The organism is Pseudomonas sp. KH_027 (assembly GCF_057838565.1).
The window spans coordinates 3,513,001-3,533,527 of sequence record NZ_CM174470.1; the positions used below are offsets into that span (position 1 = coordinate 3,513,001).

The following is a 20,527-nucleotide window of genomic DNA, read 5'->3' on the forward strand; positions in this document are numbered from 1 at the left end:
GCCGCCTTGCAGGTCAGTACCGGGCTACAGAATATCCAGCGGGTACGAGGTGATGATGCGAATCTCGTCGTTGTCATCGCCGGAGTTCGTGCTGTTCATGGCGCTATTGCCACGATAGGTTGCTTGGCGCAGGGTAAAGGTCAGGTCCTTGGCCGGGCCGTCCTGCACGACATAGGCGACCTGGATATCGCGCTCCCATTCTTCGCCATCTTGCAGGTCGTTATAAAAGCCGTAAGCACCCGCCGCATCGGCATGGGTGCCGTCTGCTTCGGTGCCTTTGACATAGCGGGCCATAAAGCTCAGGCCCGGAACACCGAAGCTGGTCGCATCGAGGTCATATTGCAGCTTGTAGGACTTCTCGCCGGGAGCGTTGAAGTCGGCGAACTGTGAGGAGTTGGCCAGCCAGATCGAGCCCGCCGGATTGAACTTGCCGCCACCGGTTTCTACCCCCAGATAGTCAAAGGGTGTACTGCCATTGATGCGCTGGTGGGCAAAGGTGAAGCTGTGCGCGCCCGTGGTCAAGGCCAAGGCCATGCTGTAGGCATCGGTATTGATCGTACCGGCTTTGGCATCACCGGCATCGTCGGTTTTGTAGTAGGCGACGGTGGTCTTCAGCGCGGTTTCTTTGCCCAGCGCCCAGGTGTGGTAGAGGTCAGCGTAGTACTGCTGCCACACATCCTCATAATTGGACGCATGCAGGCCGCCAGACAGGGTGTCGCTGAAGCGGTAGTCGGCGCCGATATAGTCGGCGCGCTTAAACGGGGTCTGGCCGTAAGTAGTGCCCAGATTGCCGTCTTTATTGGTGCTGTTTTCGGCGTTGCCCGAGGCGAAGTGACCGCCCTGCAGCGCCAGACCTTCGATCTCGTTACTGCTGAACATGCCGCCGGTGAAATGCTGCGGCATCAGGTACAGGTCGCTGTAGCCGAATACCGGGCTGTTCGGTTGCAGATTACCGACTTTCAGTTCGCTTTCCGAAACCCGCAGTTTGACTGCGCCACCAGCCAGGCCGTAGGCGTCCTGGCCTTGGCAGCTGCCGGTAAGCTCATCGCACCGACCACCATTACCCGGCAGCACGTTGCTGCCCGCCGTGCCGGCACCGCCCGTCAGGCGCACTGCGCCATTGGCAAAAGCGTCAACCCCAAAACCAACGGTGCCCTGGGTAAAGCCCGAGGTGAAGCCGAGCATGGCTGCCTGCCCCCACTCGTTGAGGTAGTTCTGACTTGAATTGACGCCACCATTATCTGCGGCGTTGTTGTTGTTTTTATTGTTGTGGTGAATGGCGACATTGCGGCTCAGCAAGGTGAGTGCACTGTCTTCGATAAAGCCTTTGGATTGACCTTGGCTGGAGCCCTGCATACCTTGCGCAAGCTGCTCGAGCGCGGGGCTTTCGTCTGCGGCGTAAGCCAGTTGGCTGCTTGCTGCCGCAATGGCCAGCGCCAGCGCGCGGCACATCTTGATTTGCATTGAAATTACTCCTTGGTTTTTTATTTTTAGAAGACTGTCTACCCGCCAGCCGTTGCTTAGTGCCGAGGCGCGCGGGGAGCCCAGCCACGGCAAGGCTTGTCGGCGACGAAGGCGCGAACGCTGATCTTTATCTCGTTCCAGCGGGCTATTGGGCGTTGCAGCGCCGCAACGGCGGCCCGCCATGGGTTGGCCCGCACAATGATGAAAGCTGTGCGGGCTGGGCCGCCCAGGCAGTCAAACCACCGGCATGTTCTTGGTCACGCAATGGATACCGCCACCGCCGCCGGCGATTGGGTCGATATTCACCTGTACCACCACGCGCCCCGGATACAGCTTGGCCAGCAGGTCCTTGGCGAATTTGTCGGCGGCGCTGTCGCCAAACTGCGGCACGATCACCGCGCCATTGATCGGCAGGTAGTTGATATAGCCGGGGGCGAAGTCCGGGTTGTTCTGGGTGTAGACGTTGCTGCGTTTGGTCAGCGGTGGCGGCAGGGTATGCACCACCAGCTTGGTGCCGTCGGCATCGGTGGCGTTCTTGAGGATATCCAGGTGGGTACGGGTCACCGCGTAGTCGTAGGACTTGGGGTCGTTGTCGAGGTTGGCCACCACCACGCCCTTGGAGGCGAAGCGCGCGTAGAAGTCGACGTGGGCATCGGTGATGTCCTTGTCCTTGATGCCCGGCAGCCAGATGATCTTGCGCAGGCCCAGATTGGCCTTCAGCTCGGCCTCAATCTGGGCTTTGCTCATGCCCGGATTGCGGTTGCTGTTGACCCAGCAACTCTCGGTCATGATCGCCGTACCGTGGCCGTCCACCTCGATGCCGCCGCCCTCGCCCGTCAGCTGACTGCTGATATAGGTGGCATAGGTCTCATAGCTGAGCGTATCGGCGACCTGGGTGTCGTTGGCATGCGTCTGCTTGTTGCCCCAGCCGTTGAAGTTGAAATCCACCAGACCGCGGCCACCCTGATCGTCGACCACGAAGCAGCCGCCGTAGTCACGCACCCAGATGTCGTCCAGCGGCATGGTCAGGAACTTGATGTTGGTGGTGCCACACTTGCTCTTGGCCAGCGCCAGCTGGTTGGAGCGGCACAACACGGTGACCGGCTGATACTTGGCGATAGTCTTGGCCAGCAGGGCTACGGTGTTATTCACCGGGCTGGCCCAATCCTCCCAGACCGCAGCCGAGGCGCCAAAAGCCAGGAAGATACGTTCCTGCAAGGCATTTTCATCCGGCATGTACCAACTGCCTGCGAGGGCTGCTCGTACGCGCGGGGCATTGAGCCCCAGGCCCAGAGTGGCAACCGCACCGAGACCGGCCACGGCGGAAAACTGCTTGATAAAATCACGACGCGTAGACATGCGTTTATCTCTCTCAGTTATTGTTGTTGCATTGTCGTGAGGCGCCGCGACCGCCGACGCCCGGCCCTTTATTCCCTGGCTTGCGCGCAGCAACAGTTGCCCCGCCTCGCCAGCTGTTGCCAAGACAACCGCGCAAGCCGGCCGCCGGGAAGACGGCCGGCTTACCGTCACTCTGCGGAGGCGGTCTTGAACTTGGTCCAGGCACGCATGCGCGCGCGCATGTCGCGCTGCGGGATGTCCTTGCCCGAGATCAGTCGCTCGTAGGTGGCCTCATCCACGTAGATGTTCGGGTTGTTGCGCATGTCGGCGTCGACCATGGGGCGCGCCTTGGCACTGGAGGTCGGGTAGCCGGTGAAGTTGCTGATGGCCGCCATGTTCTCCGGACGCATGACGAAATTGATGAAGGCGTAGGCGTATTCCGGATGCTTGGCATCGGCCGGAATCGCCATGTTATCCATCCAAATCGTGGTGCCTTCGCGCGGGATGCGGTACTGGAAGTCGGCCTGTTTGCCGGCCGCATCCGCAGCGCGTTGCGCCTGGGTGACATCGCCGCTGTAACCGAGCGACAGGCAGATCTCGCCATTGACCAGTTGGGTCACCGGCTGCGACTGGAACTTGCGGATGTAGGGCTTGATCGCCATCAGCAACTCGGTGGCGGCCTGCAGATCTTCCGCCTTGGCGCTGCGCGGCTCGCGGCCCAGGTAGTTGAGCACCACGGCCAACACTTCGTCCGGCGAGTCGATCATGGAGATGCCGCAGTCGGCGAATTTCGCCGCCAGCTCCGGCTTGAACAGCAGGTCCAGGCTGTTCACCGGCGCATCCGCCATGCGCTTGGCGATCATCTCAGCGTTGTAGGTAATGCCGATGGAGCCCCAGGTGTAGGGCACGGTGGCGTGGCGAGCATAGGGATAATGCGTGTGCAGCCGCTGCAGGCCAGGCTCGATGTCGGCCAGCGCGGTGAGCTTGGACTTGTCCAGCTTCTGCAGGGCGCCGGCGCGCATCAGGCGTTCGGCCACGGTGTCGCCAGGGAAGATCAGGTCATAACCGCTGCGACCGGCCATCAGCTTGGCCTCCAGCACCTCGCTGCCGTCCATGACGTCGTAGGTCACCTTGATCCCGGTCTCGGCGCTGAACTTGGCGAGGGTGTCCTCGGCGAAATAGTCCGCCCAGTTGTACAGGCGCAGGGTCTTTTCCTCGGCCTGCACAGGCGACAGGGCCGTGCCGAGCGCCAGGCCCAACGAGCAGAACAATAGCTTAGGGTTAGCTTTCATGGTCATGCTCCTTGGGTGTTCCAACGTGCATTGGGTTGGCGGCCATCGAGCCCCAGCAGCGGCCCGTACATTTCCGGCCGGCGATCACGATAGATGCCCCAGGTCAGGCGCTCTTCGCGCATGGCGGCAAGATCCAGGCTCTGTATCAATACGCCTGTGCTGTCGCGGTCGGCCTCGGCCAGCAGCTTGCCCTTGTGATTGCTGATAAAGGACGAGCCGTAGAAGTTCATCTGCAGGCTCGGGTCGGTGCTGGCCACCTCGCGGCCGACACGGTTGGCGGCCACCACCGGGAGGATGTTGGCGGCGGCATGGCCGCGCATGGTCATCTGCCAGTGGTCACGCGAATCCAGCGCCGCAGCACCCGGTTCGGAGCCAATGGCGGTGGGGAACAGCAGCACTTCGGCGCCCATCAGCGCCAGGCAGCGGGCGGTTTCCGGGAACCACTGGTCCCAGCAGATGCCTACTCCGAGGCGACCATAGGCGGTGTCCCAGACGCGGAAGCCGGTATCGCCGGGGCTGAAGTATTCCTTCTCCTGGTAGCCGATGGCGTTGGGGATGTGGGTCTTGCGGTACACCCCGAGCAAACGGCCATCGGCATCGGCCATGCTCAGCGAGTTGAAGTAGGCGTTGCCGGCCTTCTCGTACCAGCTCAGCGGCAGCACCACGCTCAACTCCTTGGCCAGCGCGGCGAAACGCTTGAGCACGGCGCTCTGACCGTATTCCTCGGCCAGCGCCAGGTGCTTGTGGTTCTGCTCGATGCAGAAGTACGGGGTGGCGAACAGCTCCTGCAGCAGGATCACCTGGGCGCCCTTGGCCGCCGCCTCGCGCACTAGCTGCTCGGCCTGGTCCAGGTTGCTTTTCAGGTCCCAGTTGCAGGGCATCTGGGTGGTTGCGACTGTCAGCATGCTCATCACTTCACCCCTTCAGCGGCCAGGCCGGCTGTTGCTGGGTGATGCAGTGCACGCCGCCGCCGCCGTGGGCCAGGTGGTTGATCTGCACCGGCACGACCTCGCGCCCCGGGAAGGCCAGGCCCAGCACCTCGGCGGCTTCCTGGTCGGCGGCGATGCCATAGGCCGGCATGATGACGGCACCGTTGGCGATGTAGAAATTGGTGTAGGAGGCACAGAACACCTCGGCCTCGGTGTCCACCGCATCGGTGGCCTCGTACAGCTCCAGCAGCTCGAACTTGCGGCCACGGGCATCGCTGGCCAGCTCCAGGGCGCGACGGTTCTCGCGCACCACCTCGGCATAGACCGAGGACTGGTCATGGGTGGCATCCACCAGCAGCGCGCCGGGGCGGGCGAAGGCGCAGACGCCATCGACGTGGCCATCGGTCATGTCGCCGGTGACATAGTCCGGGTCGCCCGGCAGCCAGATGGTCTTCTTCACGCCGAGCAGACGGCTGAAAATCTCCTCCATCTCCGCCTTGTTCATCCCTGGGTTACGGTTGGGGTTGAGCAGCACCGACTCGGTGGTGATCAGGGTGCCATCGCCATCCACATGGATAGCCCCGCCTTCATTGCTCAGCGGCGTGCCGAAGCACTCCAGGCCCAGGCCATTGAGCACGCGCCGGGCCAGGCCCTCGTCCAGATCGTGTTCCGACTTGCCGCCCCAGGCATTGAAGCACCAGCTGACCCCGGCCATGCCCAGTTGCGGGTGGCAGACGAAGCTCGGTCCGGAGTCGCGGCACCAGCTGTCGTTGACCGCCAGCTCGATCAGCTCGATGCCCGCGCCGCACAGTTCACGGGCGCGGAACGCGGCGGAAGGATCGACCACCATCTTCACCGGCTCGAAGCGGGCGATGGCGTTGGCCACGCGGGCGAAGTCGACCTGCACTTCGGCCAGGCTCACGCCCCAGCCGGACTCCCACAGCGGCTGATTGTGCGGCCAGACCATCCAGGTCGCGGCGTGCCTGGCCCATTCTGCCGGCATCAACCAACCGCTTTGTTGTACTTCGTTCTGCTGCATGACAAATGCCTTTCAGTTAAGTCATTGTTATCACTGAAAACCGCGAATGCGGTGATGGCATGCATGCTAAGCCTGTAAAAACGGCGCAACAAACGATAGATTTTGCAGTTAAATGATTAGCGGAGCTTATCGATATGCTCAAACACTGGCCGCCCCTGAACGCCCTGCGCGGCTTCGAAGCCGCCGCCCGCCTGGGCAGTTTCCACAAGGCGGCAACGGAGCTGCACCTCACCCAGTCGGCCATCAGCCAGCAGATCCGCAGCCTCGAGGCCTACCTCGAACAACCGCTGTTTTTCCGTAGTGGACGCAGCGTCAGCCTGACCGATGCCGGCTTCGATCTGCTCAGCACCACCCAATCGCTGCTGCAGCAATTGGCCGTCGGCATTCGCCGCCTGGAGCAGTACCACAAGCCCAATCAACTGGTACTCAACACCACCCCGGCATTTGCTCGCCATTGGCTGCTGCCACGCCTGGGGGATTTCCGCCGCCAGCATCCGGAGGTCGATCTGTGGCTGTTCAGCACCGACGAAGCCCCGGACATGGCCAGCCAGACCATCGACCTGGCCGTGCGTGACGACCTCAGCGCGCAGGCCGAATGCAGCTTCAAGGTGCTGCACGTCGACCGCCTTTATCCGGCCTGCCATCCCAGCCTGCTGGCAGTACCCGCCGCACAGCGCACCACCCTGCACGGTGAGCGGGAAATGGATTGGAGCCACTGGGCGGTGGAAGCCGGCATCGATGTCGGCCAGCAAAGCCACGGACTGAACTTCTCCGACCCCGGCCTGCTGCTGGATGCCGTCTGCGCCGGGCTCGGCATCGGCCTGGTCAGCCAGCTGCTGAGCCAGCAGGCGCGCGCCGGTGACTTGTTGCAGCCATTGAATGAGCGCAGCATCCGCGGCCCCAACTGGGCCTGGCTGATTCATCGGGACAGCGAAAACAGCCCGCTGACGCGCAGTTTTTGCGACTGGCTACAGGCCCGCCTGGAGGAAAAAAACGCCGCATGAAAAACGCCACCCGGAGGTGGCGTTTTTCATGCGGCTGCGTAGAACCGACGCTGAGCTTATTTCTTGGCCAACTTCTTCAGCTCTTCATCACGCAGCTCGCGGCGCAGGATCTTGCCGACGTTGGTGGTCGGCAGCGTGTCGCGGAACTCCACCGACTTCGGCACCTTGTAGCCGGTAACGTTGGCGCGCATATGCTCCATCACCTGTTCTTTGGTCACCGTGGCGCCCGGTTTGGCGACTACGAAGATCTTGATCGCCTCGCCGGATTTCTCGTCCGGAATCCCGATGGCCGCGCACTGCAGCACACCCGGCAAGGTCGCCAGCACGTCTTCCAGCTCGTTCGGGTAGACGTTGAAGCCGGACACCAAAATCATGTCCTTCTTGCGGTCGACGATGCGCATGTAGCCATCGTCCTGAATAACGGCGATGTCACCGGTTTTCAACCAACCCGCGGCGTCGAGGATTTCGTCGGTGGCTTCCTGGCGCTGCCAGTAGCCCTTCATCACTTGCGGGCCTTGGACGCACAACTCGCCACGCTCACCCATGGGCAGGTCGTTGCCGGCATCGTCGATGACCTTGCACTGGGTCGATGGCACCGGAATGCCAATGGTGCCAACCTGGATGTTTTGGAGCGGGTTCACCGACACCACCGGGCTGGTCTCGGTCATGCCGTAACCTTCGCAGATGGCGCAGCCGGTGACTTCCTTCCAGCGCTCGGCGGTGGCCAGTTGCAGCGCCATGCCGCCGGAGAGAGTGGCCTTCAATGCGGAGAAGTCCAGCTTGCGGAACTCCTCGTTGTTGCACAGGGCGACGAACAGGGTATTCAAACCAACAAAGCCGCTGAACTTGTACTTCGCCAGATCCTTGATCATGCCCGGCAGGTCGCGCGGGTTGGTGATCAGCACGTTGTGGCAGCCGATCATCATCATCGCCATGCAATGGAAGGTGAAGGCGTAGATATGATAGAGCGGCAGCGGTGTGATCAGGATCTCGCAACCGTCATTCAGGTTGGCGCCCATCAGCGCCTTGGATTGCAGCATGTTGGCCACCAGGTTGCGGTGGGTCAGCATCGCGCCCTTGGCCACCCCGGTGGTGCCACCGGTGTATTGCAGCACGGCGATCTCGCCACTGTTCGGGTTGGCGTCCTTGACCGGCTGGCCACGGCCCTTGGCCAAGGCCTCGTTGAACTTGACCGCGCCAGGCAGGTTGAAGGCCGGCACCATCTTCTTCACGTACTTGACCACGCTGTTGACCAGCAAGCGCTTGAGCGGCGGCAGCATGTCACCGACTTCGGTGATGATGACGCGCTTGATCCCGGTTTTCGGCAGCACGACTTCGGCCAGATGGGCCATGTTCGCCAGGCAGATCAGCGCCTTGGCGCCGGAATCATTGAATTGGTGTTCCATCTCCCGCGCGGTGTAGAGCGGGTTGGTGTTGACCACGATCAGCCCGGCGCGAATGGCACCGAAGACGGCGACCGGGTATTGCAGCAGGTTCGGGAGCTGCACGGCGATACGGTCGCCCGGTTGCAGGTCGGTGTGTTGCTGCAGGTAAGCCGCAAAGGCTCCGGACAGTTCATACAACTCACCATAGGTGAGCGACTTGCCCATGTTGCTGAAGGCCAGCTTGTTGGCGAAGCGTTCGCAAGACTGTTTCAGTACCGCCTGAATATTCGGGTACTGATCGGGGTTGATTTCGGCAGCAACCCCAACAGGGTACTTATCCTTCCAGAAGTTTTCGGTCATGGAAGCCCACTCCTAAGCAACAGCTAATCTTCACCGCGCGATGGCGGTTGTTTGTTGTGTTTATGTGCTTTTTTTCTCGGCTGGCAGGCCAAAAAGCGGGCCGAGAGTAGCAGCTTTGCCAGGGTGCGCCTAGCACCAAACACCGCCTCACCAGTCAAAAAAATGACCGAGAGCCAGGCTTTCGGTCATTTTTAAAACAAACCCAACTACAAGCCGATGAACGGCCGGGCCTGGGGCTTTCTAGGCGATATCACGCAGCTCGCGACGGAGGATTTTGCCCACCGGCGTCATCGGCAGGGCATCCCTGAAGACGATGTGCTTGGGTACTTTATAGCCGGTGAAGTTCTCCTTGCAGTAAGCCTTCAGCTCTTCGGCGGTCAGGCCCGCCTCGCGCGCGACCACGAACAGCTTGACCGCTTCGCCGGACTTGTCGTCCGGCACGCCGATCACCGCACAACTGGCGACCTTCGGATGGGCCATGACCACATCTTCGATCTCGTTGGGGTAGACGTTGAAACCCGAGACGATGATCAGATCCTTCTTGCGGTCGACGATGCGGACAAAACCATCCGGGTCGATCACCGCGATATCGCCGGTCTTCAACCAGCCATCGGCATCCAGCACTTCAGCGGTCGCCTCGACACGCTGCCAGTAGCCTTTCATCACCTGCGGGCCTTTGATGCACAGCTCGCCGCGCTCGCCGAGGGCCAGTTCCAGGCCATTGTCATCGACCACCTTGAAGCCGGTGCCCGGCACCGGGATGCCGACCGTGCCCAGGCGGGCCTTGTCGCCATAGGGGTTGGTGCTGGCCACCGGCGAGGTTTCGGTCAGGCCATAGCCTTCCACCACGGTGCAACCGGTCATCGCATACCAGCGCTCGGCGGTCGCCTTGACCAACGCGGTGCCACCGGAGTTGGTGACCTTGAGGTTGGAGAAGTCGAGGTTCTTGAAATCCGGGTGATCCATCAAGGCGACAAACAGCGTATTGAGGCCCAGCAGCGCCGAGAAGCGCCACTTCTGCAGTTCTTTGATAAAGCCGGCGATGTCCCGCGGGTTACTGATCAGCACGTTGTGGTTGCCATTGACCATCATGCACATGCAATTCGCGGTGAAGGCATAGATGTGATAAAGCGGCAGTGGCGCGATCATCACCTCCTGCCCTTCTTTCATCAGCGATCGGCCATCCGCGCCGTGCTGCGACAGGCAGGCGTCGACCTGCTGCATGTTGGCTACCAGGTTGCCGTGGGTCAGCATCGCGCCCTTGGCCACCCCGGTGGTACCGCCGGTGTACTGCAGCACGGCGATGTCATCCAGCGTTACCTTGACCGGTTTCAGCGGCTGACCCTGACCCTGCTTCAAGGCATCCTTGAACGCCACGGCCTGGGGCAGCTGGTACTCCGGCACCAGTTTCTTGACCTTCTTCACCACGGTATTGACCAGCCAGCCCTTGAGCGCCGGCTGCATGTCGCCCATCTTGGCTTCAATCAAGTATTCGATTTCGGTGTCCGCCAGCACTTCCTGGACCAGCTTGCCGAACATGTTCAGGTACACCAGCGCGCGCACCCCGGCGTCCTTGAACTGATGACGCATCTCGCGGGTGGTGTACAGCGGGTTGGTATTGACCACGATCAGCCCGGCGCGCATGGCGCCGAAGACAGCAATCGGGTATTGCAGGATGTTCGGCATTTGCACGGCGATGCGCTCGCCGGGCTTGAGATCCGTGTGCTTTTGCAGATAACCGGCGAAGGCGCCGGACAGGCGATCCAGTTCGGCGTAGGTCAGCGTCACGCCCATATTGGTGAACGCCGGACGGTCGGCGAACTTCTTGCACGAGCGCTCGAACACCTCGATCACCGACTTGTAGGCGCCAAGATCGATGTCATTGGGCACGCCGGCCGGGCGTTTGTCGCTCCAGAAATCAGGTTGCATTATTTTTATCCCCATTACCTGAAAAGGTCTGGCCCGCGCGGACGGGGCTGACGGGAACTTAGCAGCTCTGGGCGTCAGCGCAAATACTTAAGGGAGCGTCATTGACCGCGTGAATCTTGCTTCAAGCGGCATAACCCGACCACAGGGCGGGGGCTGGGACAACAGCCGGCGCTGGCTCTACAATGCCAAACTCTCCGGGCACAAGGATTCGCCATGCTTCACGATGACTTCTGGCTGACCGCCAGCGACGCCGCACCGTTGTACGTCAACCGCTGGTTTGCCGAGCAGCCGCCGAAAGCGGTGGTGATGGTCGCCCACGGCATGGCCGAGCACAGCGGCCGCTACGCACGCCTGGGCGCCGCTCTGGTGCAGGCCGGTTATGAGCTGTATGCGCACGATCAACGCGGCCATGGCAAGACGGCCCAGCGTGGCGTGCTCGGCATGTACGCCGAGCAGCAGGGCTGGCAACGGGTGATCGGCGACCTGGCCAACCTCAACCACCACATCCGCCAGCAGCACCCGAATGTGCCGATCTTCCTGCTCGGCCACAGCATGGGCAGCTACATCGGCCAGGCCTACCTGATGCAACACAGTTGCAGCCTGCAGGGAGCGATTCTTTCCGGCTCGAACTACCAGCCGGTCGGGCTGTACCGTGCGGCGGCCGCGATTGCCCGCTTCGAACGCTGGCGCCAAGGCCCGACCGGGCGCAGCGCGCTGCTCGAGTTTCTCTCCTTCGGCTCGTTCAACAAAGCCTTCAAGCCCAACCGCACCACTTTCGACTGGCTGAGCCGCGACCCGGCCGAGGTCGACAAATACGTCAACGACCCGCTGTGCGGCTTTCGCTGCACCAACCAGCTGTGGCTCGATCTGCTCGACGGCCTGCAGCAGATCACCCCGGTGAAGCGCCTGGCGCAGATCGACAACGACCTGCCGCTGCTGGTGATCGGCGGCGCCTGCGACCCGGTCAGCGACGGCAAGCGCCTGGAAGACCTGGGCGCGGCCCTGCGCCTGGCCGGCCAGCAGAACCTGCAAGTGAATATTTACCCGGACGCCCGCCATGAACTGCTCAACGAGAGCAACCGTGACGAGGTGACCCGCGACCTGATCGACTGGCTGAACCAGGCAATGGCCCATAGCCGCCGCAGCCAGCCACACACCAAGGAGCCCGCATGAGCCAGAGCACCAACACACCCTACGCCGACCTCGAAGTCGGACAGACCGCCAGCTACAGCAAAACCGTGGAGGAGCGCGATATCCAGCTGTTCGCCGCCGTTTCCGGTGACCACAACCCGGTGCACCTGGATGCGGATTATGCCGCCGGCACCATGTTCAAGGAACGCATCGCCCACGGCATGTTCAGCGGCGCCCTGATCAGCGCCGCGGTGGCCTGCGAGCTACCGGGGCCGGGCACCATCTACCTGGGCCAGACCATGCGCTTCACCCTGCCGGTGAAACTCGGCGACACCCTGACCGTACGCCTGGAAATTCTGGAAAAACTGCCGAAGTTTCGCGTGCGCATCGCCACCCGCGTGTTCAACCAGCGCGATGAGCTGGTGGTCGACGGCGAAGCGGAAATCCTCGCCCCGCGCAGCCTGCAAAGCGTCGAACTGACCGAGCTACCGCCGATCACCATCGGCTGACCACCGCCTGTCGTGGGGCTGGCCTCGCTATCCGGCCAGCCCCACGACTGCCAAAACGCCCCACCGGCATGGTTCCGATCGCGGGCAAAAGGCTTTACTCAGCCGCTGAACCGTTCCCGGCCGGCCCGTCTTCGCTGACCTGCACGCTCGCCGTCATCCCCGCACTCAGTTGCACGCCCTCCGGCAGTTGCTCGAGCTTGATCCGCACCGGAATCCGCTGCGCCAAACGGACCCAGTTGAACGTCGGCTCGACGTTCGCCAGCAGCTGCGCATCGGGAATCGCGTTGCGGTCGGTGATGCCGCGGCTGATGCTTTCCACGCGGCCATTCAAGGCCTTGCCCGCGCTCATCAGCCAGACCTTGACCGGCGCTCCGACCTGGATGCGCGACAGCTTGGTTTCCTCGAAATAGGCCTGCACGTAAAACGATTGCTCATCGACCAGGGCCATCACCGCCTGCCCGGCCGTGACGTAGTTACCCTGCGCCAGGCGCAGGTTGGTGATCTGCCCGGCGCGTGGCGCACGCAGCTCGCTGCGGACCAGGTTGAGTTCGGCCAGCTTCACATCGGCCAGCGCTTCACGGTAGCTGCCACGGGCGATATCGGCGGTGATCTGGGCGTTTTCCTTGAGCTCGGCGCTGATCGCCTGCGGGCCGAGATGAGCGCGCCGCGAGGCCTCGTGTTCACGCAGGCGCAGTTGCTGCTCGCGGGTGCCGGCGACGGCGCGGGCCTTCTCCAGCGCGGCTTGATACCGCTCGTGATCGAGGTTCAGGAGCAGATCGCCGGCTTTGACCTGCTGGTTGTCGTGCACCTTGAGACTTACCACCCAACCGGAGACATCCGGGGCGATCACCACCACATCGGCACGGATGCGCGCATCGCGCGTCCAGGGCGACAGCATGTAGTGCTGCCAGAGGCCGTAACCGGCCAGCAATGCCGCCGCGACCAGACACAGGGTAATCACGACACGTACAGTGGAACGCATAACTCTCTCCTTCACCCGTGGCCCAGCACAGCGGTCAGCGCCGCCAGGACACAGACATACAGGGCACAATCGAACAAGGCTTCGTGCCAGATCCAGCGCGCCAGCCCGGCGCGCTGCAACCCGAGACGCAGCAGCCCGGTGAGCAGCAGTGCCAGCAGCGCATGAAGTAGAAACGGGCTGAGCAGGACACCGCCCAGCGACCACTCACGCAAGCCCATGGCTCGCCTCCTGTGTATGCACACCCCGGTGCTCGCACCAATGCCGCCAGCTGTACTGCAACTGCAACAGTGCCGCCCGGGCCAAGCGGCGGTCGATACTCGCACCGGCATCACGCAGCGCCGCCAGCAGCTCGGCCACCGGCTGATCCAGCGCCGCGGCATGCTGCGGCTCCGGCCCTTGCCGCAGAATGGGTTCCAGGCAGCGCAGAAACCGTTCCTGCGCGCCGCCCAAGGGCGAGTCCGCCGCCGCCAGGCAACGCCGCAGGTGCAGCAACTCATCACCCAGATCGAGGCTGTTGATGCCGTCATCCCAGCGGTTGCGCGATTGCGCCGGCAGCAGCGGGTGATACCGGGCCAACTGCAGCAGGCGGTCGGCCATGCGCCCGCCAAACCAGTTCTCGGCGCCGGCCAGGGTGCGCCGGGGCAAGCGACTGAGGTCGATCAAGGTGGCCTTGAGCAAGCGCTGAGCATGCCAGACCGGGTTGCGCAGACCGATCAGCCGGAACGCCAGCACGGCACAACCCACGCCGATCAACATCGCAATCGCTTCGTTGAGAAACAAGGCGACGTCATAACGCATGGCGTTCTGCGGCGCACAGAGGACGATGAAGTGCAGGCAGAACGAGGTCGCCGTCGCCCCCAGCGCCGGCTTGGCCATGCCCAGGGCGCCGAACAGCAGCGGGATGCCGAGCGCCAGGCACAGCAGGGGGAAACCGCTCAATTGCGGCAACAACAACTGGCCGACCAGAAACGCCACCGGCAACGCGTAAAGAATCCCACGCAAAAAACAGAAACCGATCTGCTCGGCATTCTCGCGGCTGGCGAACAGGCCACAGACCACGCACGTCAGGGTCAGCGCGCCAGCGGCGGCAGTCCAGCCGCTGGCCAGCCAGAAACTGGCCAGGGCGAGAAACGCCAACGCGCTGCGCAATCCATAGAGGGTTGCCGTCTGTGCATCGCGATGCCAGGACAACGCCGGTGGCGCATCGACTGGCGCCTCGCCCTTTTCCACCGCCGCCAGCGCATCCGCGGCCGCCTGGGCCTGACGCAACAACACCGCCATGCGCGCCAGACAGTATTGCTGCACCGCGGGTAACTCTGCCGCTTCAGAGGCACTCAACAACCGCTCACGCAGTGGCTCCAGTACCGCCGGCCGAGGCTCGACCAGTGCTTGCTGTACCTCATCCAGCCACGGCGCCAACTGCTGCGCTTCGCTTTTCGTCATCTGTCGCCATTGCCGCGCTACACCGCGGGCCAGGCGCAGCAGGCTGAGCAGGTCGCGGCTCACTACACGCAGGGCCAGCGCCCGCTGCCGCCCCCGGCTGCCCTCGAACCAGGCATGCTCGCGCTGGGCATCCACCGCAACGATGCGCCCGAGCACGCCGAGCAAGCCCTGATGCACCTGCTGCTCACCCGTCAGCGCCGCCCGCGCCGCCTGGATCCCGGCCAGCCAGGCCTCGCTCGCCTGCTTCACCAGGTGCCGTTCGACCCGCTGCGGCCAGAGCAGCGCGCTGACGGCCGTGGCGCAAAGGATGCCGAGGGAAATTTCGCTGCTGCGGGCGATGGCCTGATCGAACACCGTCAGCGGATGGCCGATCGCCGGCAGGCCGATGATCGCCACGGTGTAACCGGCCAGTACGAAGGAATAGGACCAGGCACTGCGCAACAGGGTCGAAGCCGCCGTGCACAGCCCCAGCCAAGCGGCCAGCGCCAGCAGGAACAGCCAGGGCGTCTGGGCGAACAGCGCCATGATCAGCACCGCCATGGCCGTACCGATCAAGGTTCCGAGCAACCGCGCCAGGCCTTTCTGCACCACCATGCCGGACAACGGCTGGGCGACGATGAACGCCGTCATCAACGCCCACTGTGGCTGTTCGAGGCCCAAGCGCAGCGCGCACCAGAGCGCCAGCCCACCGCCCAGCAGGGTCTTGATCGCGAACTGTGCGGCCGCAAGATCGGGCGCACAGAAGGCCTGCAAAATGTCACGCACGGGCGAAACCTGTTGGGACTTCACATGAAAGATAGCCGCTGCGGCTGGAACAACACCAACGCAAACTAATTATTAGCTAGCTAACAGTGTGCCGTCCAGCGGGACGCTCATCGCGGCTTTTGCCAATTAATTAAATGTGTATTTAAATAAATATTGGTTCAGCCTCGGATTCGACCATGACCGTCCCCCGCGCCCCCGGTCGGCCCGCCGGCGATGCGCTGCTGCAACGCGAACGCCTGCTGGATGCCGCCATCGATGCCTTCGCCCACGCCGGAATCACTGCCAGCAGCCTGCGCGGCATCGCCCAGCAAGCCGGGGTGACCCCGGCGATGGTCAACTACTACTTCGGCAACAAGCAGCGCCTGGTGGACGCCATGGTCGAGGAGCGCTTCCTGCCCCTGCTGACGCAGATCGCCGTTGGCCTGCAGGACGCCGGCGACGAGCCCCTGCAACTGGTGCGGCGCTTCGTTCGCGGCCTGAGCGAAACCGTTGCCGAACATCCGTGGATTCCGCCGCTGTGGGTGCGCGAAATCCTCTGCGAAGGCGGCGTATTGCGCGAGCTCCTGCCGCAGCGCATCGCCCCGTTGATTCCCATGCTGCTGGCCCAGCGCTTCGCCAAGGCCCAGGGCCGGGGCGCCCTCAACCCCGATCTGGATCCACGCCTGCTGGTGGTCTCGCTGATGGGTATGACCATGCTGCCCTATGCCGCCGCGCCGCTCTGGCGGGGTATCTTCGCCAACCCGGAGATCGGCAACGAAGCCATGATCACGCACACCCTGGCCCTGCTCGAACGCGGCCTGGAGGTTCCCCATGGCGATTGAACGGCTTGCCCTGCTGTGCGCCTTGCTGCTGGCACTGCTCAGCGGTTGCGACGGGAAGCGTGACGAGGTATTGCTCGGCACGCTGGAATGGGACCGCATCGGCCTGCCAGCCGAAGCCTCGGAAACCATCCTGAGCTGGCAGGTTGCCGAAGGTGACCGGGTCGAAGCCGGACAATTGCTGCTGCAGCTCGACCCCCGCCGCCAGGATGCGCGTGTCGCTCAGGCCCAGGGCGAAGTGGCTCAGGCCCAAGCGCGACTCACCGAACTGAACAACGGCGCCCGCCTGGAAACCATCGAAGCCGCGCAAGCCACCCTCAACCGCAATCGCGCCGACTCCACCGACGCCGAGCGCAATTACCAGCGCATCGCCGCTCTCTACAAGCGCGGCCAGGTCGCCATCGCCGAACTCGACAAGGCCCGCGCCAGCCGCGATCAGGCCCACGCCGCCGTGAGCAATGCCGATGCCCAGTTGCGTGAACTGACCAGCGGCACCCGCCCCGAACAGATCGAACAGGCCCGCGCCAACCTGGAAGCCGCGCGCGGCAACCTGGCGCAACTGCAAGTCTCCCGCGAGCACCTGAGCCTGCGTGCGCCGCGCGCCGGCCGGGTCGATGCCCTGCCCTTCAAGCCCGGTGATCAGCCACCGGCGAATGCCGAAGTGGTCAGCCTGCTGGTCGGCGATGCGCCCTACGCGCGGGTCTTTGTCCCGGCCTCCGTGCGCGCGCGGATCGCCATTGGCGACCGCCTGCGGGTCAGCGTCGAGGGCGTCGATGCGAGCTTCGTCGCCCATGTGCGCAGCATCGCCAGCGAAGCCAGCTTCACGCCCTACTACGCCCTTACCGGCGACGACGCCAGTCGCCTGGTGTACCGCGCCGAACTGCTGCTGGACGGCGATGCGGCCCGCAAGCTGCCCGCCGGCCTGCCCCTGCGCGCGGAGCGAATCGACGATGAGCAGCAGTGACCCGGTGATCCGCGCCCGCGGGCTGACCAAGCGCTTCGGCGAGCTGACGGCGGTCGACCACCTCGACCTCAGGGTGAACCGCGCCGAAGTGTTCGGCTTCCTCGGCCCCAACGGCTGCGGCAAGTCCACCACCATTCGCATGCTCTGCGGCCTGCTGCGGCCCAGCGCCGGGGAGATCGAGGTACTCGGCTGCCAGATCCCACGCGATGCCGAGGAACTGAAGCGGCGCATCGGCTACATGACGCAGAAATTCTCGCTCTATGAAGACCTCACCGTCGGCGAAAACCTGGAGTTCCTCGCCACCGTCCAGGGCCTGCGCCAACCCGCGGCCCGCCAGCGCATCGAGGAACTGCTCGAACGCTACTGGCTGGCCGACCGCCGCAAGCAGCTCGCCGGCACCCTCAGCGGCGGTCAGAAACAACGCCTGGCCCTGGCCGGCGCGGTGCTGCACAAGCCCGACCTGCTGCTGCTCGACGAACCCACCAGCGCGGTCGACCCACAGTCGCGGCGGGAATTCTGGGACTCGCTGTTCGAACTGGCCGAAGCCGGCACCACCCTGCTGGTGTCCACCCACTACATGGACGAAGCCGAGCGCTGCACCCGCCTGGGCATTCTCGATGCTGGCCGGCTGGTCGCCGACGGCAGCCCGGCCGAGCTCATGGACGCCCTGCCCGGCCGCCCGCTGCTGGTCGAATGCGCGCAGCCGCGTCAGGCCCAGCGGGCCTTGCAGGATTTGCACGACGTGATCGCCATGGCCCAGATCGGCGCGACCCTGCGCGTGCTCAGCGCCGCCCCGGACGCGCATGCGCGCATCAGCCGACGCCTGGCCGAGCAGCAGATCGAAGCGCAGGTGCAGGAGACCGAGCCGAACCTGGAAGACGTCTTCGTCACCGTTACCCAGCGCCCGCTGCAGCAGGCCCGGGAGGACGCATGAACCTGCACCGCCTGGGCGCCATCGTGCTCAAGGAGCTGCGCCAGTTGCGCCGCGACCGCCTGACGTTCGCCATGATCGTCGGCATTCCGATCATGCAACTGGTGTTGTTCGGCTACGCCATCAACATGGATGTGCGCGGCCTGGATGCGGCCGTGCTCGATCAGGCCAACAGCGCCCGCTCGCGCGAGGTGGCAGCGGAAATCGGTTCGAGCCAGGTGGTCGACTTCAAGTACCGCCTGGCCAGCACCCAGGAGCTGGAACGGTTGCTGCGCGCGGGAAAGATCAGCGCCGCCCTGGTGATCCCGCCGGACTTCGAGGCCCGCCTGCAACGCCAGGACCCGGCCCGCGCGCCACTGCAACTGGTGGTGGATGGTTCGGATCAGGTGGTGCAGGCCTCGGCCCGCCAGTTGGCGAGCTACCCGCTGCAAGGCTGGAGCAGCAAGCAGGCGATGCAGGTGGTGAACTTCTACAACCCGGAACGGCTGGCGCCGCTGAATACCGTGCCGGGGCTGGTCGGGGTGATCCTGACCATGACCATGGTGCTGTTCACCGCCATCGCCCTGGTCAGGGAGCGCGAGCGCGGCAACATGGAAATGCTCATCACCACGCCGGTGTCGCCCTGGGAGCTGACCATCGGCAAGGTGCTGCCCTTCGTCGGCATCGGCCTGGTACAGGTAACGGTGATCCTGATCGTCGGCCGCCTGCTGTTCGAGGTGCCGGTGCGCGGCTCGCTGCTGGAGCTGTATGGCGCCGCGCTGTTGTTCATCTTCGCCAGCCTGACCCTCGGCGTGTTCATTTCCACCCTGGCGCAGAGCCAGTTCCAGGCGATGCAGATGGCCTTCTTCACCTTCCTGCCGCAGATCCTGCTGTCGGGCTTCATGTTCCCCTTCGCCGGCATGCCCAAGGCCGCGCAATGGATCGCCGAAGTGCTGCCGCTGACGCACTTTCTGCGGCTGGCGCGCGGCATCATGCTGCGCGGCGCGACCCTGGCCGAGCTGTGGCCGGAGATGCTGGCGCTGTTGCTGTTCACTCTGCTGATGCTGCTCGTCGCGGTGTCGCGGGTGCATAAGCGCCTGGATTAGAGGCTCTCCCTCGCCTCCGCGAACGCGGAAATGATCGTGAATCCGGACACAAAAAAGGCGACCGAAGTCGCCCGAAGTGCCTTGCGTGCTCCTGATCCGGAACGACTAGCGCGGTTTACGCTTGTGCGTGTCCTTCCAGATGAAATAGGCGAACCCACCGAAGAAGGCGAACATCAGGCCGACGGTGCCAATACCGGCGAGAACCACTACATCGATGAACATCGGCTGCCTCCTGCGGTTAGCGCTGTGTTTCGATGGCTCAAAGATAGCCGCACAGCAGGCAGGGGAAATTGATCTGGATCAATAGCGGCATGCCCCGGCCCGCGAAGCGAGACGGCAACTGATCCAGATCAATTGATCGGGGGCTTGCGCGGGTGTTCAGCGTTTCTTCGGCTTGCCTTTGGGCTTTTTGCCCTTGCTCAGCGGCATCGCCTGCTCGAAGGCATTGCGCACGTCGTTGAGACGTTTCTCGTGCAGGTCATGAATGCGCTTGTCACGCTCGGCGCCGAAGTCGATCAGTTTTTCGTCATTGCTCATGCGCGGATCCAGCGGAACGTAAGATTCAGACGTGGCGCGCAAGGGCTGCGCGTCTTCGCCACCTGATGCTGCCAATAATGCTGTGTCGGGCCGCCCATGACCAGCAGCGAACCATGGCCCAGCTCCAGCGAGTGCTCGATACGGCTACTGCCTTTGCGCCGCAGGTCGAAACGCCGGGAGCCGCCGAGGTTGAGTGAAGCGATCAGCGGGTTGCGCCCCAGCTCCGGCTCATCGTCGCTGTGCCAGCCCATGGAATCCTGGCCGTCGCGGTAATAGTTGAGCAGCACGCCATTCAGCCGTTGCCCGGCGGCGGCCTCGACCCGACAGCGGATCTCGGCCAGCAGCGCGCTCCAGGGCAGCGGCTGATGAACCAGGCCAGAGTAGCGATAGCTCGCCTCGGCATCGCCGTACCAGGCCACCAGACGCGGCACCGGGTAGTAGCGACCATGCAGGAACACCTGCGGCTGCTGCCAGGGAGTCTCGACCGACAAGTCGGCGAGCCAGCGATCCGCCGTGGCCAGGTCCAGCCATGCGGGCATGAAACGCAGCTCGGCATCGGGCAGCACGACGGCGGTATCGGTATCGGCGAACAGGTCCACAGGGGCTCACTAAACAGGCAGCG

At 63.8% G+C, this 20,527-nt stretch carries 20 protein-coding genes; 7 read left to right on the forward strand and 13 right to left on the reverse strand.

The window, feature by feature from the left end; all coding sequences use genetic code 11:
- Positions 1 to 24: 24 nt before the first annotated feature.
- From AC3IYG_RS16475 to AC3IYG_RS16495, 5 genes are all read right to left on the reverse strand, one after another.
- Positions 25 to 1,464, reverse strand: a complete 1,440-nt coding sequence (locus AC3IYG_RS16475) for an OprD family porin (RefSeq protein WP_489310187.1) — start codon at positions 1,462 to 1,464, stop codon at positions 25 to 27.
- Positions 1,465 to 1,698: 234 nt separating this feature from the next.
- Entirely contained in the window at positions 1,699 to 2,823 is a 1,125-nt protein-coding gene (locus tag AC3IYG_RS16480) for an agmatine deiminase family protein (protein ID WP_489310189.1), read from the reverse strand.
- 167 nt (positions 2,824 to 2,990) lie between these two features.
- Positions 2,991 to 4,094 carry an extracellular solute-binding protein gene (locus AC3IYG_RS16485; protein WP_489310191.1) on the reverse strand — a complete coding sequence of 368 codons (1,104 nt, stop codon included), beginning with the start codon at positions 4,092 to 4,094 and terminating at the stop codon, positions 2,991 to 2,993.
- A gap of 2 nt (positions 4,095 to 4,096) precedes the next feature.
- Positions 4,097 to 5,005, reverse strand: a complete 909-nt coding sequence (gene aguB / locus AC3IYG_RS16490) for an N-carbamoylputrescine amidase (RefSeq protein WP_489310192.1) — start codon at positions 5,003 to 5,005, stop codon at positions 4,097 to 4,099.
- Positions 5,006 to 5,009: 4 nt separating this feature from the next.
- Positions 5,010 to 6,062 (reverse strand): agmatine deiminase family protein, encoded by a 1,053-nt coding sequence (locus tag AC3IYG_RS16495; protein ID WP_489310194.1) that lies wholly within the window; start codon positions 6,060 to 6,062, stop codon positions 5,010 to 5,012.
- A gap of 134 nt (positions 6,063 to 6,196) precedes the next feature.
- Between AC3IYG_RS16495 and AC3IYG_RS16500 the strand changes: the two genes are divergently transcribed.
- Positions 6,197 to 7,066, forward strand: coding sequence for a LysR substrate-binding domain-containing protein (locus AC3IYG_RS16500; RefSeq protein WP_489310196.1), 870 nt, complete (start codon positions 6,197 to 6,199; stop codon positions 7,064 to 7,066).
- 56 nt (positions 7,067 to 7,122) lie between these two features.
- On the opposite strand, the gene fadD1 is transcribed toward AC3IYG_RS16500, so the two are convergent.
- Positions 7,123 to 8,811, reverse strand: a complete 1,689-nt coding sequence (gene fadD1 / locus AC3IYG_RS16505) for a long-chain-fatty-acid--CoA ligase FadD1 (RefSeq protein WP_489310198.1) — start codon at positions 8,809 to 8,811, stop codon at positions 7,123 to 7,125.
- A 240-nt stretch (positions 8,812 to 9,051) separates the two neighbouring features.
- Positions 9,052 to 10,740 (reverse strand): long-chain-fatty-acid--CoA ligase FadD2, encoded by a 1,689-nt coding sequence (gene fadD2 / locus AC3IYG_RS16510; protein ID WP_489310200.1) that lies wholly within the window; start codon positions 10,738 to 10,740, stop codon positions 9,052 to 9,054.
- Positions 10,741 to 10,953: 213 nt separating this feature from the next.
- Between fadD2 and AC3IYG_RS16515 the strand changes: the two genes are divergently transcribed.
- A complete protein-coding gene (locus AC3IYG_RS16515; protein ID WP_489310202.1) occupies positions 10,954 to 11,913 on the forward strand; it encodes an alpha/beta hydrolase in 960 nt (319 codons plus the stop codon).
- Entirely contained in the window at positions 11,910 to 12,380 is a 471-nt protein-coding gene (locus tag AC3IYG_RS16520; protein ID WP_489310204.1) for a MaoC family dehydratase, read from the forward strand. Before AC3IYG_RS16515 ends, AC3IYG_RS16520 begins: the two co-directional genes overlap by 4 nt.
- Positions 12,381 to 12,474: 94 nt before the next feature.
- On the opposite strand, the gene AC3IYG_RS16525 is transcribed toward AC3IYG_RS16520, so the two are convergent.
- From AC3IYG_RS16525 to AC3IYG_RS16535, 3 genes are read right to left on the reverse strand one after another with little or no spacing between them, the layout of a single operon-like run.
- Positions 12,475 to 13,362 carry an efflux RND transporter periplasmic adaptor subunit gene (locus tag AC3IYG_RS16525; protein ID WP_489310206.1) on the reverse strand — a complete coding sequence of 296 codons (888 nt, stop codon included), beginning with the start codon at positions 13,360 to 13,362 and terminating at the stop codon, positions 12,475 to 12,477.
- A gap of 11 nt (positions 13,363 to 13,373) precedes the next feature.
- Positions 13,374 to 13,580, reverse strand: a complete 207-nt coding sequence (locus tag AC3IYG_RS16530; protein WP_489310208.1) for a DUF1656 domain-containing protein — start codon at positions 13,578 to 13,580, stop codon at positions 13,374 to 13,376.
- Positions 13,567 to 15,570 (reverse strand): FUSC family protein, encoded by a 2,004-nt coding sequence (locus AC3IYG_RS16535; protein ID WP_489310210.1) that lies wholly within the window; start codon positions 15,568 to 15,570, stop codon positions 13,567 to 13,569. Before AC3IYG_RS16535 ends, AC3IYG_RS16530 begins: the two co-directional genes overlap by 14 nt.
- Positions 15,571 to 15,746: 176 nt before the next feature.
- On the opposite strand from AC3IYG_RS16535, the gene AC3IYG_RS16540 reads away from it, so the two are divergent.
- From AC3IYG_RS16540 to AC3IYG_RS16555, 4 genes are read left to right on the forward strand one after another with little or no spacing between them, the layout of a single operon-like run.
- Complete coding sequence (locus AC3IYG_RS16540; protein WP_489310212.1) at positions 15,747 to 16,391, forward strand: TetR/AcrR family transcriptional regulator; 645 nt, start codon at positions 15,747 to 15,749, stop codon at positions 16,389 to 16,391.
- The gene (locus AC3IYG_RS16545; protein WP_489310214.1) at positions 16,381 to 17,352 is read left to right on the forward strand and encodes an HlyD family secretion protein; all 972 of its coding nucleotides are present in this window, start codon (positions 16,381 to 16,383) and stop codon (positions 17,350 to 17,352) included. The genes AC3IYG_RS16540 and AC3IYG_RS16545 overlap by 11 nt, the downstream gene beginning before the upstream one ends.
- Positions 17,339 to 18,286, forward strand: coding sequence for an ABC transporter ATP-binding protein (locus AC3IYG_RS16550; RefSeq protein WP_489310216.1), 948 nt, complete (start codon positions 17,339 to 17,341; stop codon positions 18,284 to 18,286). Before AC3IYG_RS16545 ends, AC3IYG_RS16550 begins: the two co-directional genes overlap by 14 nt.
- Positions 18,283 to 19,368: an ABC transporter permease gene (locus AC3IYG_RS16555; RefSeq protein WP_489310218.1), complete on the forward strand. Its 1,086-nt coding sequence runs from the start codon at positions 18,283 to 18,285 to the stop codon at positions 19,366 to 19,368. Before AC3IYG_RS16550 ends, AC3IYG_RS16555 begins: the two co-directional genes overlap by 4 nt.
- 105 nt (positions 19,369 to 19,473) lie before the next feature.
- Here AC3IYG_RS16555 and ccoM read toward each other — a convergent pair whose 3' ends face one another.
- The 3 genes from ccoM to AC3IYG_RS16570 all read right to left on the reverse strand — a co-directional run bounded on the left by ccoM (position 19,474) and on the right by AC3IYG_RS16570 (position 20,504).
- Complete coding sequence (gene ccoM / locus AC3IYG_RS16560; protein WP_489310220.1) at positions 19,474 to 19,590, reverse strand: cytochrome c oxidase subunit CcoM; 117 nt, start codon at positions 19,588 to 19,590, stop codon at positions 19,474 to 19,476.
- Between the two features lie 156 nt (positions 19,591 to 19,746).
- Positions 19,747 to 19,905, reverse strand: a complete 159-nt coding sequence (locus AC3IYG_RS16565; RefSeq protein ID WP_489310222.1) for a hypothetical protein — start codon at positions 19,903 to 19,905, stop codon at positions 19,747 to 19,749.
- Positions 19,902 to 20,504, reverse strand: a complete 603-nt coding sequence (locus tag AC3IYG_RS16570) for an alpha-ketoglutarate-dependent dioxygenase AlkB family protein (protein WP_489310224.1) — start codon at positions 20,502 to 20,504, stop codon at positions 19,902 to 19,904. The genes AC3IYG_RS16565 and AC3IYG_RS16570 overlap by 4 nt, the downstream gene beginning before the upstream one ends.
- Between the last annotated feature and the right edge of the window lie 23 nt (positions 20,505 to 20,527).

Bases quoted from the DNA above. Each gene is read 5' to 3' on its own strand.
- AC3IYG_RS16475 (WP_489310187.1), bottom strand. From the start codon at position 1,464: ATGCAAATCAAGATGTGCCGCGCGCTGGCGCTGGCCATTGCGGCAGCA.
- AC3IYG_RS16480 (WP_489310189.1), bottom strand. From the start codon at position 2,823: ATGTCTACGCGTCGTGATTTTATCAAGCAGTTTTCCGCCGTGGCCGGT.
- AC3IYG_RS16485 (WP_489310191.1), bottom strand. From the start codon at position 4,094: ATGAAAGCTAACCCTAAGCTATTGTTCTGCTCGTTGGGCCTGGCGCTC.
- aguB (WP_489310192.1), bottom strand. From the start codon at position 5,005: ATGAGCATGCTGACAGTCGCAACCACCCAGATGCCCTGCAACTGGGAC.
- AC3IYG_RS16495 (WP_489310194.1), bottom strand. From the start codon at position 6,062: ATGCAGCAGAACGAAGTACAACAAAGCGGTTGGTTGATGCCGGCAGAA.
- AC3IYG_RS16500 (WP_489310196.1), top strand. From the start codon at position 6,197: ATGCTCAAACACTGGCCGCCCCTGAACGCCCTGCGCGGCTTCGAAGCC.
- fadD1 (WP_489310198.1), bottom strand. From the start codon at position 8,811: ATGACCGAAAACTTCTGGAAGGATAAGTACCCTGTTGGGGTTGCTGCC.
- fadD2 (WP_489310200.1), bottom strand. From the start codon at position 10,740: ATGCAACCTGATTTCTGGAGCGACAAACGCCCGGCCGGCGTGCCCAAT.
- AC3IYG_RS16515 (WP_489310202.1), top strand. From the start codon at position 10,954: ATGCTTCACGATGACTTCTGGCTGACCGCCAGCGACGCCGCACCGTTG.
- AC3IYG_RS16520 (WP_489310204.1), top strand. From the start codon at position 11,910: ATGAGCCAGAGCACCAACACACCCTACGCCGACCTCGAAGTCGGACAG.
- AC3IYG_RS16525 (WP_489310206.1), bottom strand. From the start codon at position 13,362: ATGCGTTCCACTGTACGTGTCGTGATTACCCTGTGTCTGGTCGCGGCG.
- AC3IYG_RS16530 (WP_489310208.1), bottom strand. From the start codon at position 13,580: ATGGGCTTGCGTGAGTGGTCGCTGGGCGGTGTCCTGCTCAGCCCGTTT.
- AC3IYG_RS16540 (WP_489310212.1), top strand. From the start codon at position 15,747: ATGACCGTCCCCCGCGCCCCCGGTCGGCCCGCCGGCGATGCGCTGCTG.
- AC3IYG_RS16545 (WP_489310214.1), top strand. From the start codon at position 16,381: ATGGCGATTGAACGGCTTGCCCTGCTGTGCGCCTTGCTGCTGGCACTG.
- AC3IYG_RS16550 (WP_489310216.1), top strand. From the start codon at position 17,339: ATGAGCAGCAGTGACCCGGTGATCCGCGCCCGCGGGCTGACCAAGCGC.
- AC3IYG_RS16555 (WP_489310218.1), top strand. From the start codon at position 18,283: ATGAACCTGCACCGCCTGGGCGCCATCGTGCTCAAGGAGCTGCGCCAG.
- ccoM (WP_489310220.1), bottom strand. From the start codon at position 19,590: ATGTTCATCGATGTAGTGGTTCTCGCCGGTATTGGCACCGTCGGCCTG.
- AC3IYG_RS16565 (WP_489310222.1), bottom strand. From the start codon at position 19,905: ATGAGCAATGACGAAAAACTGATCGACTTCGGCGCCGAGCGTGACAAG.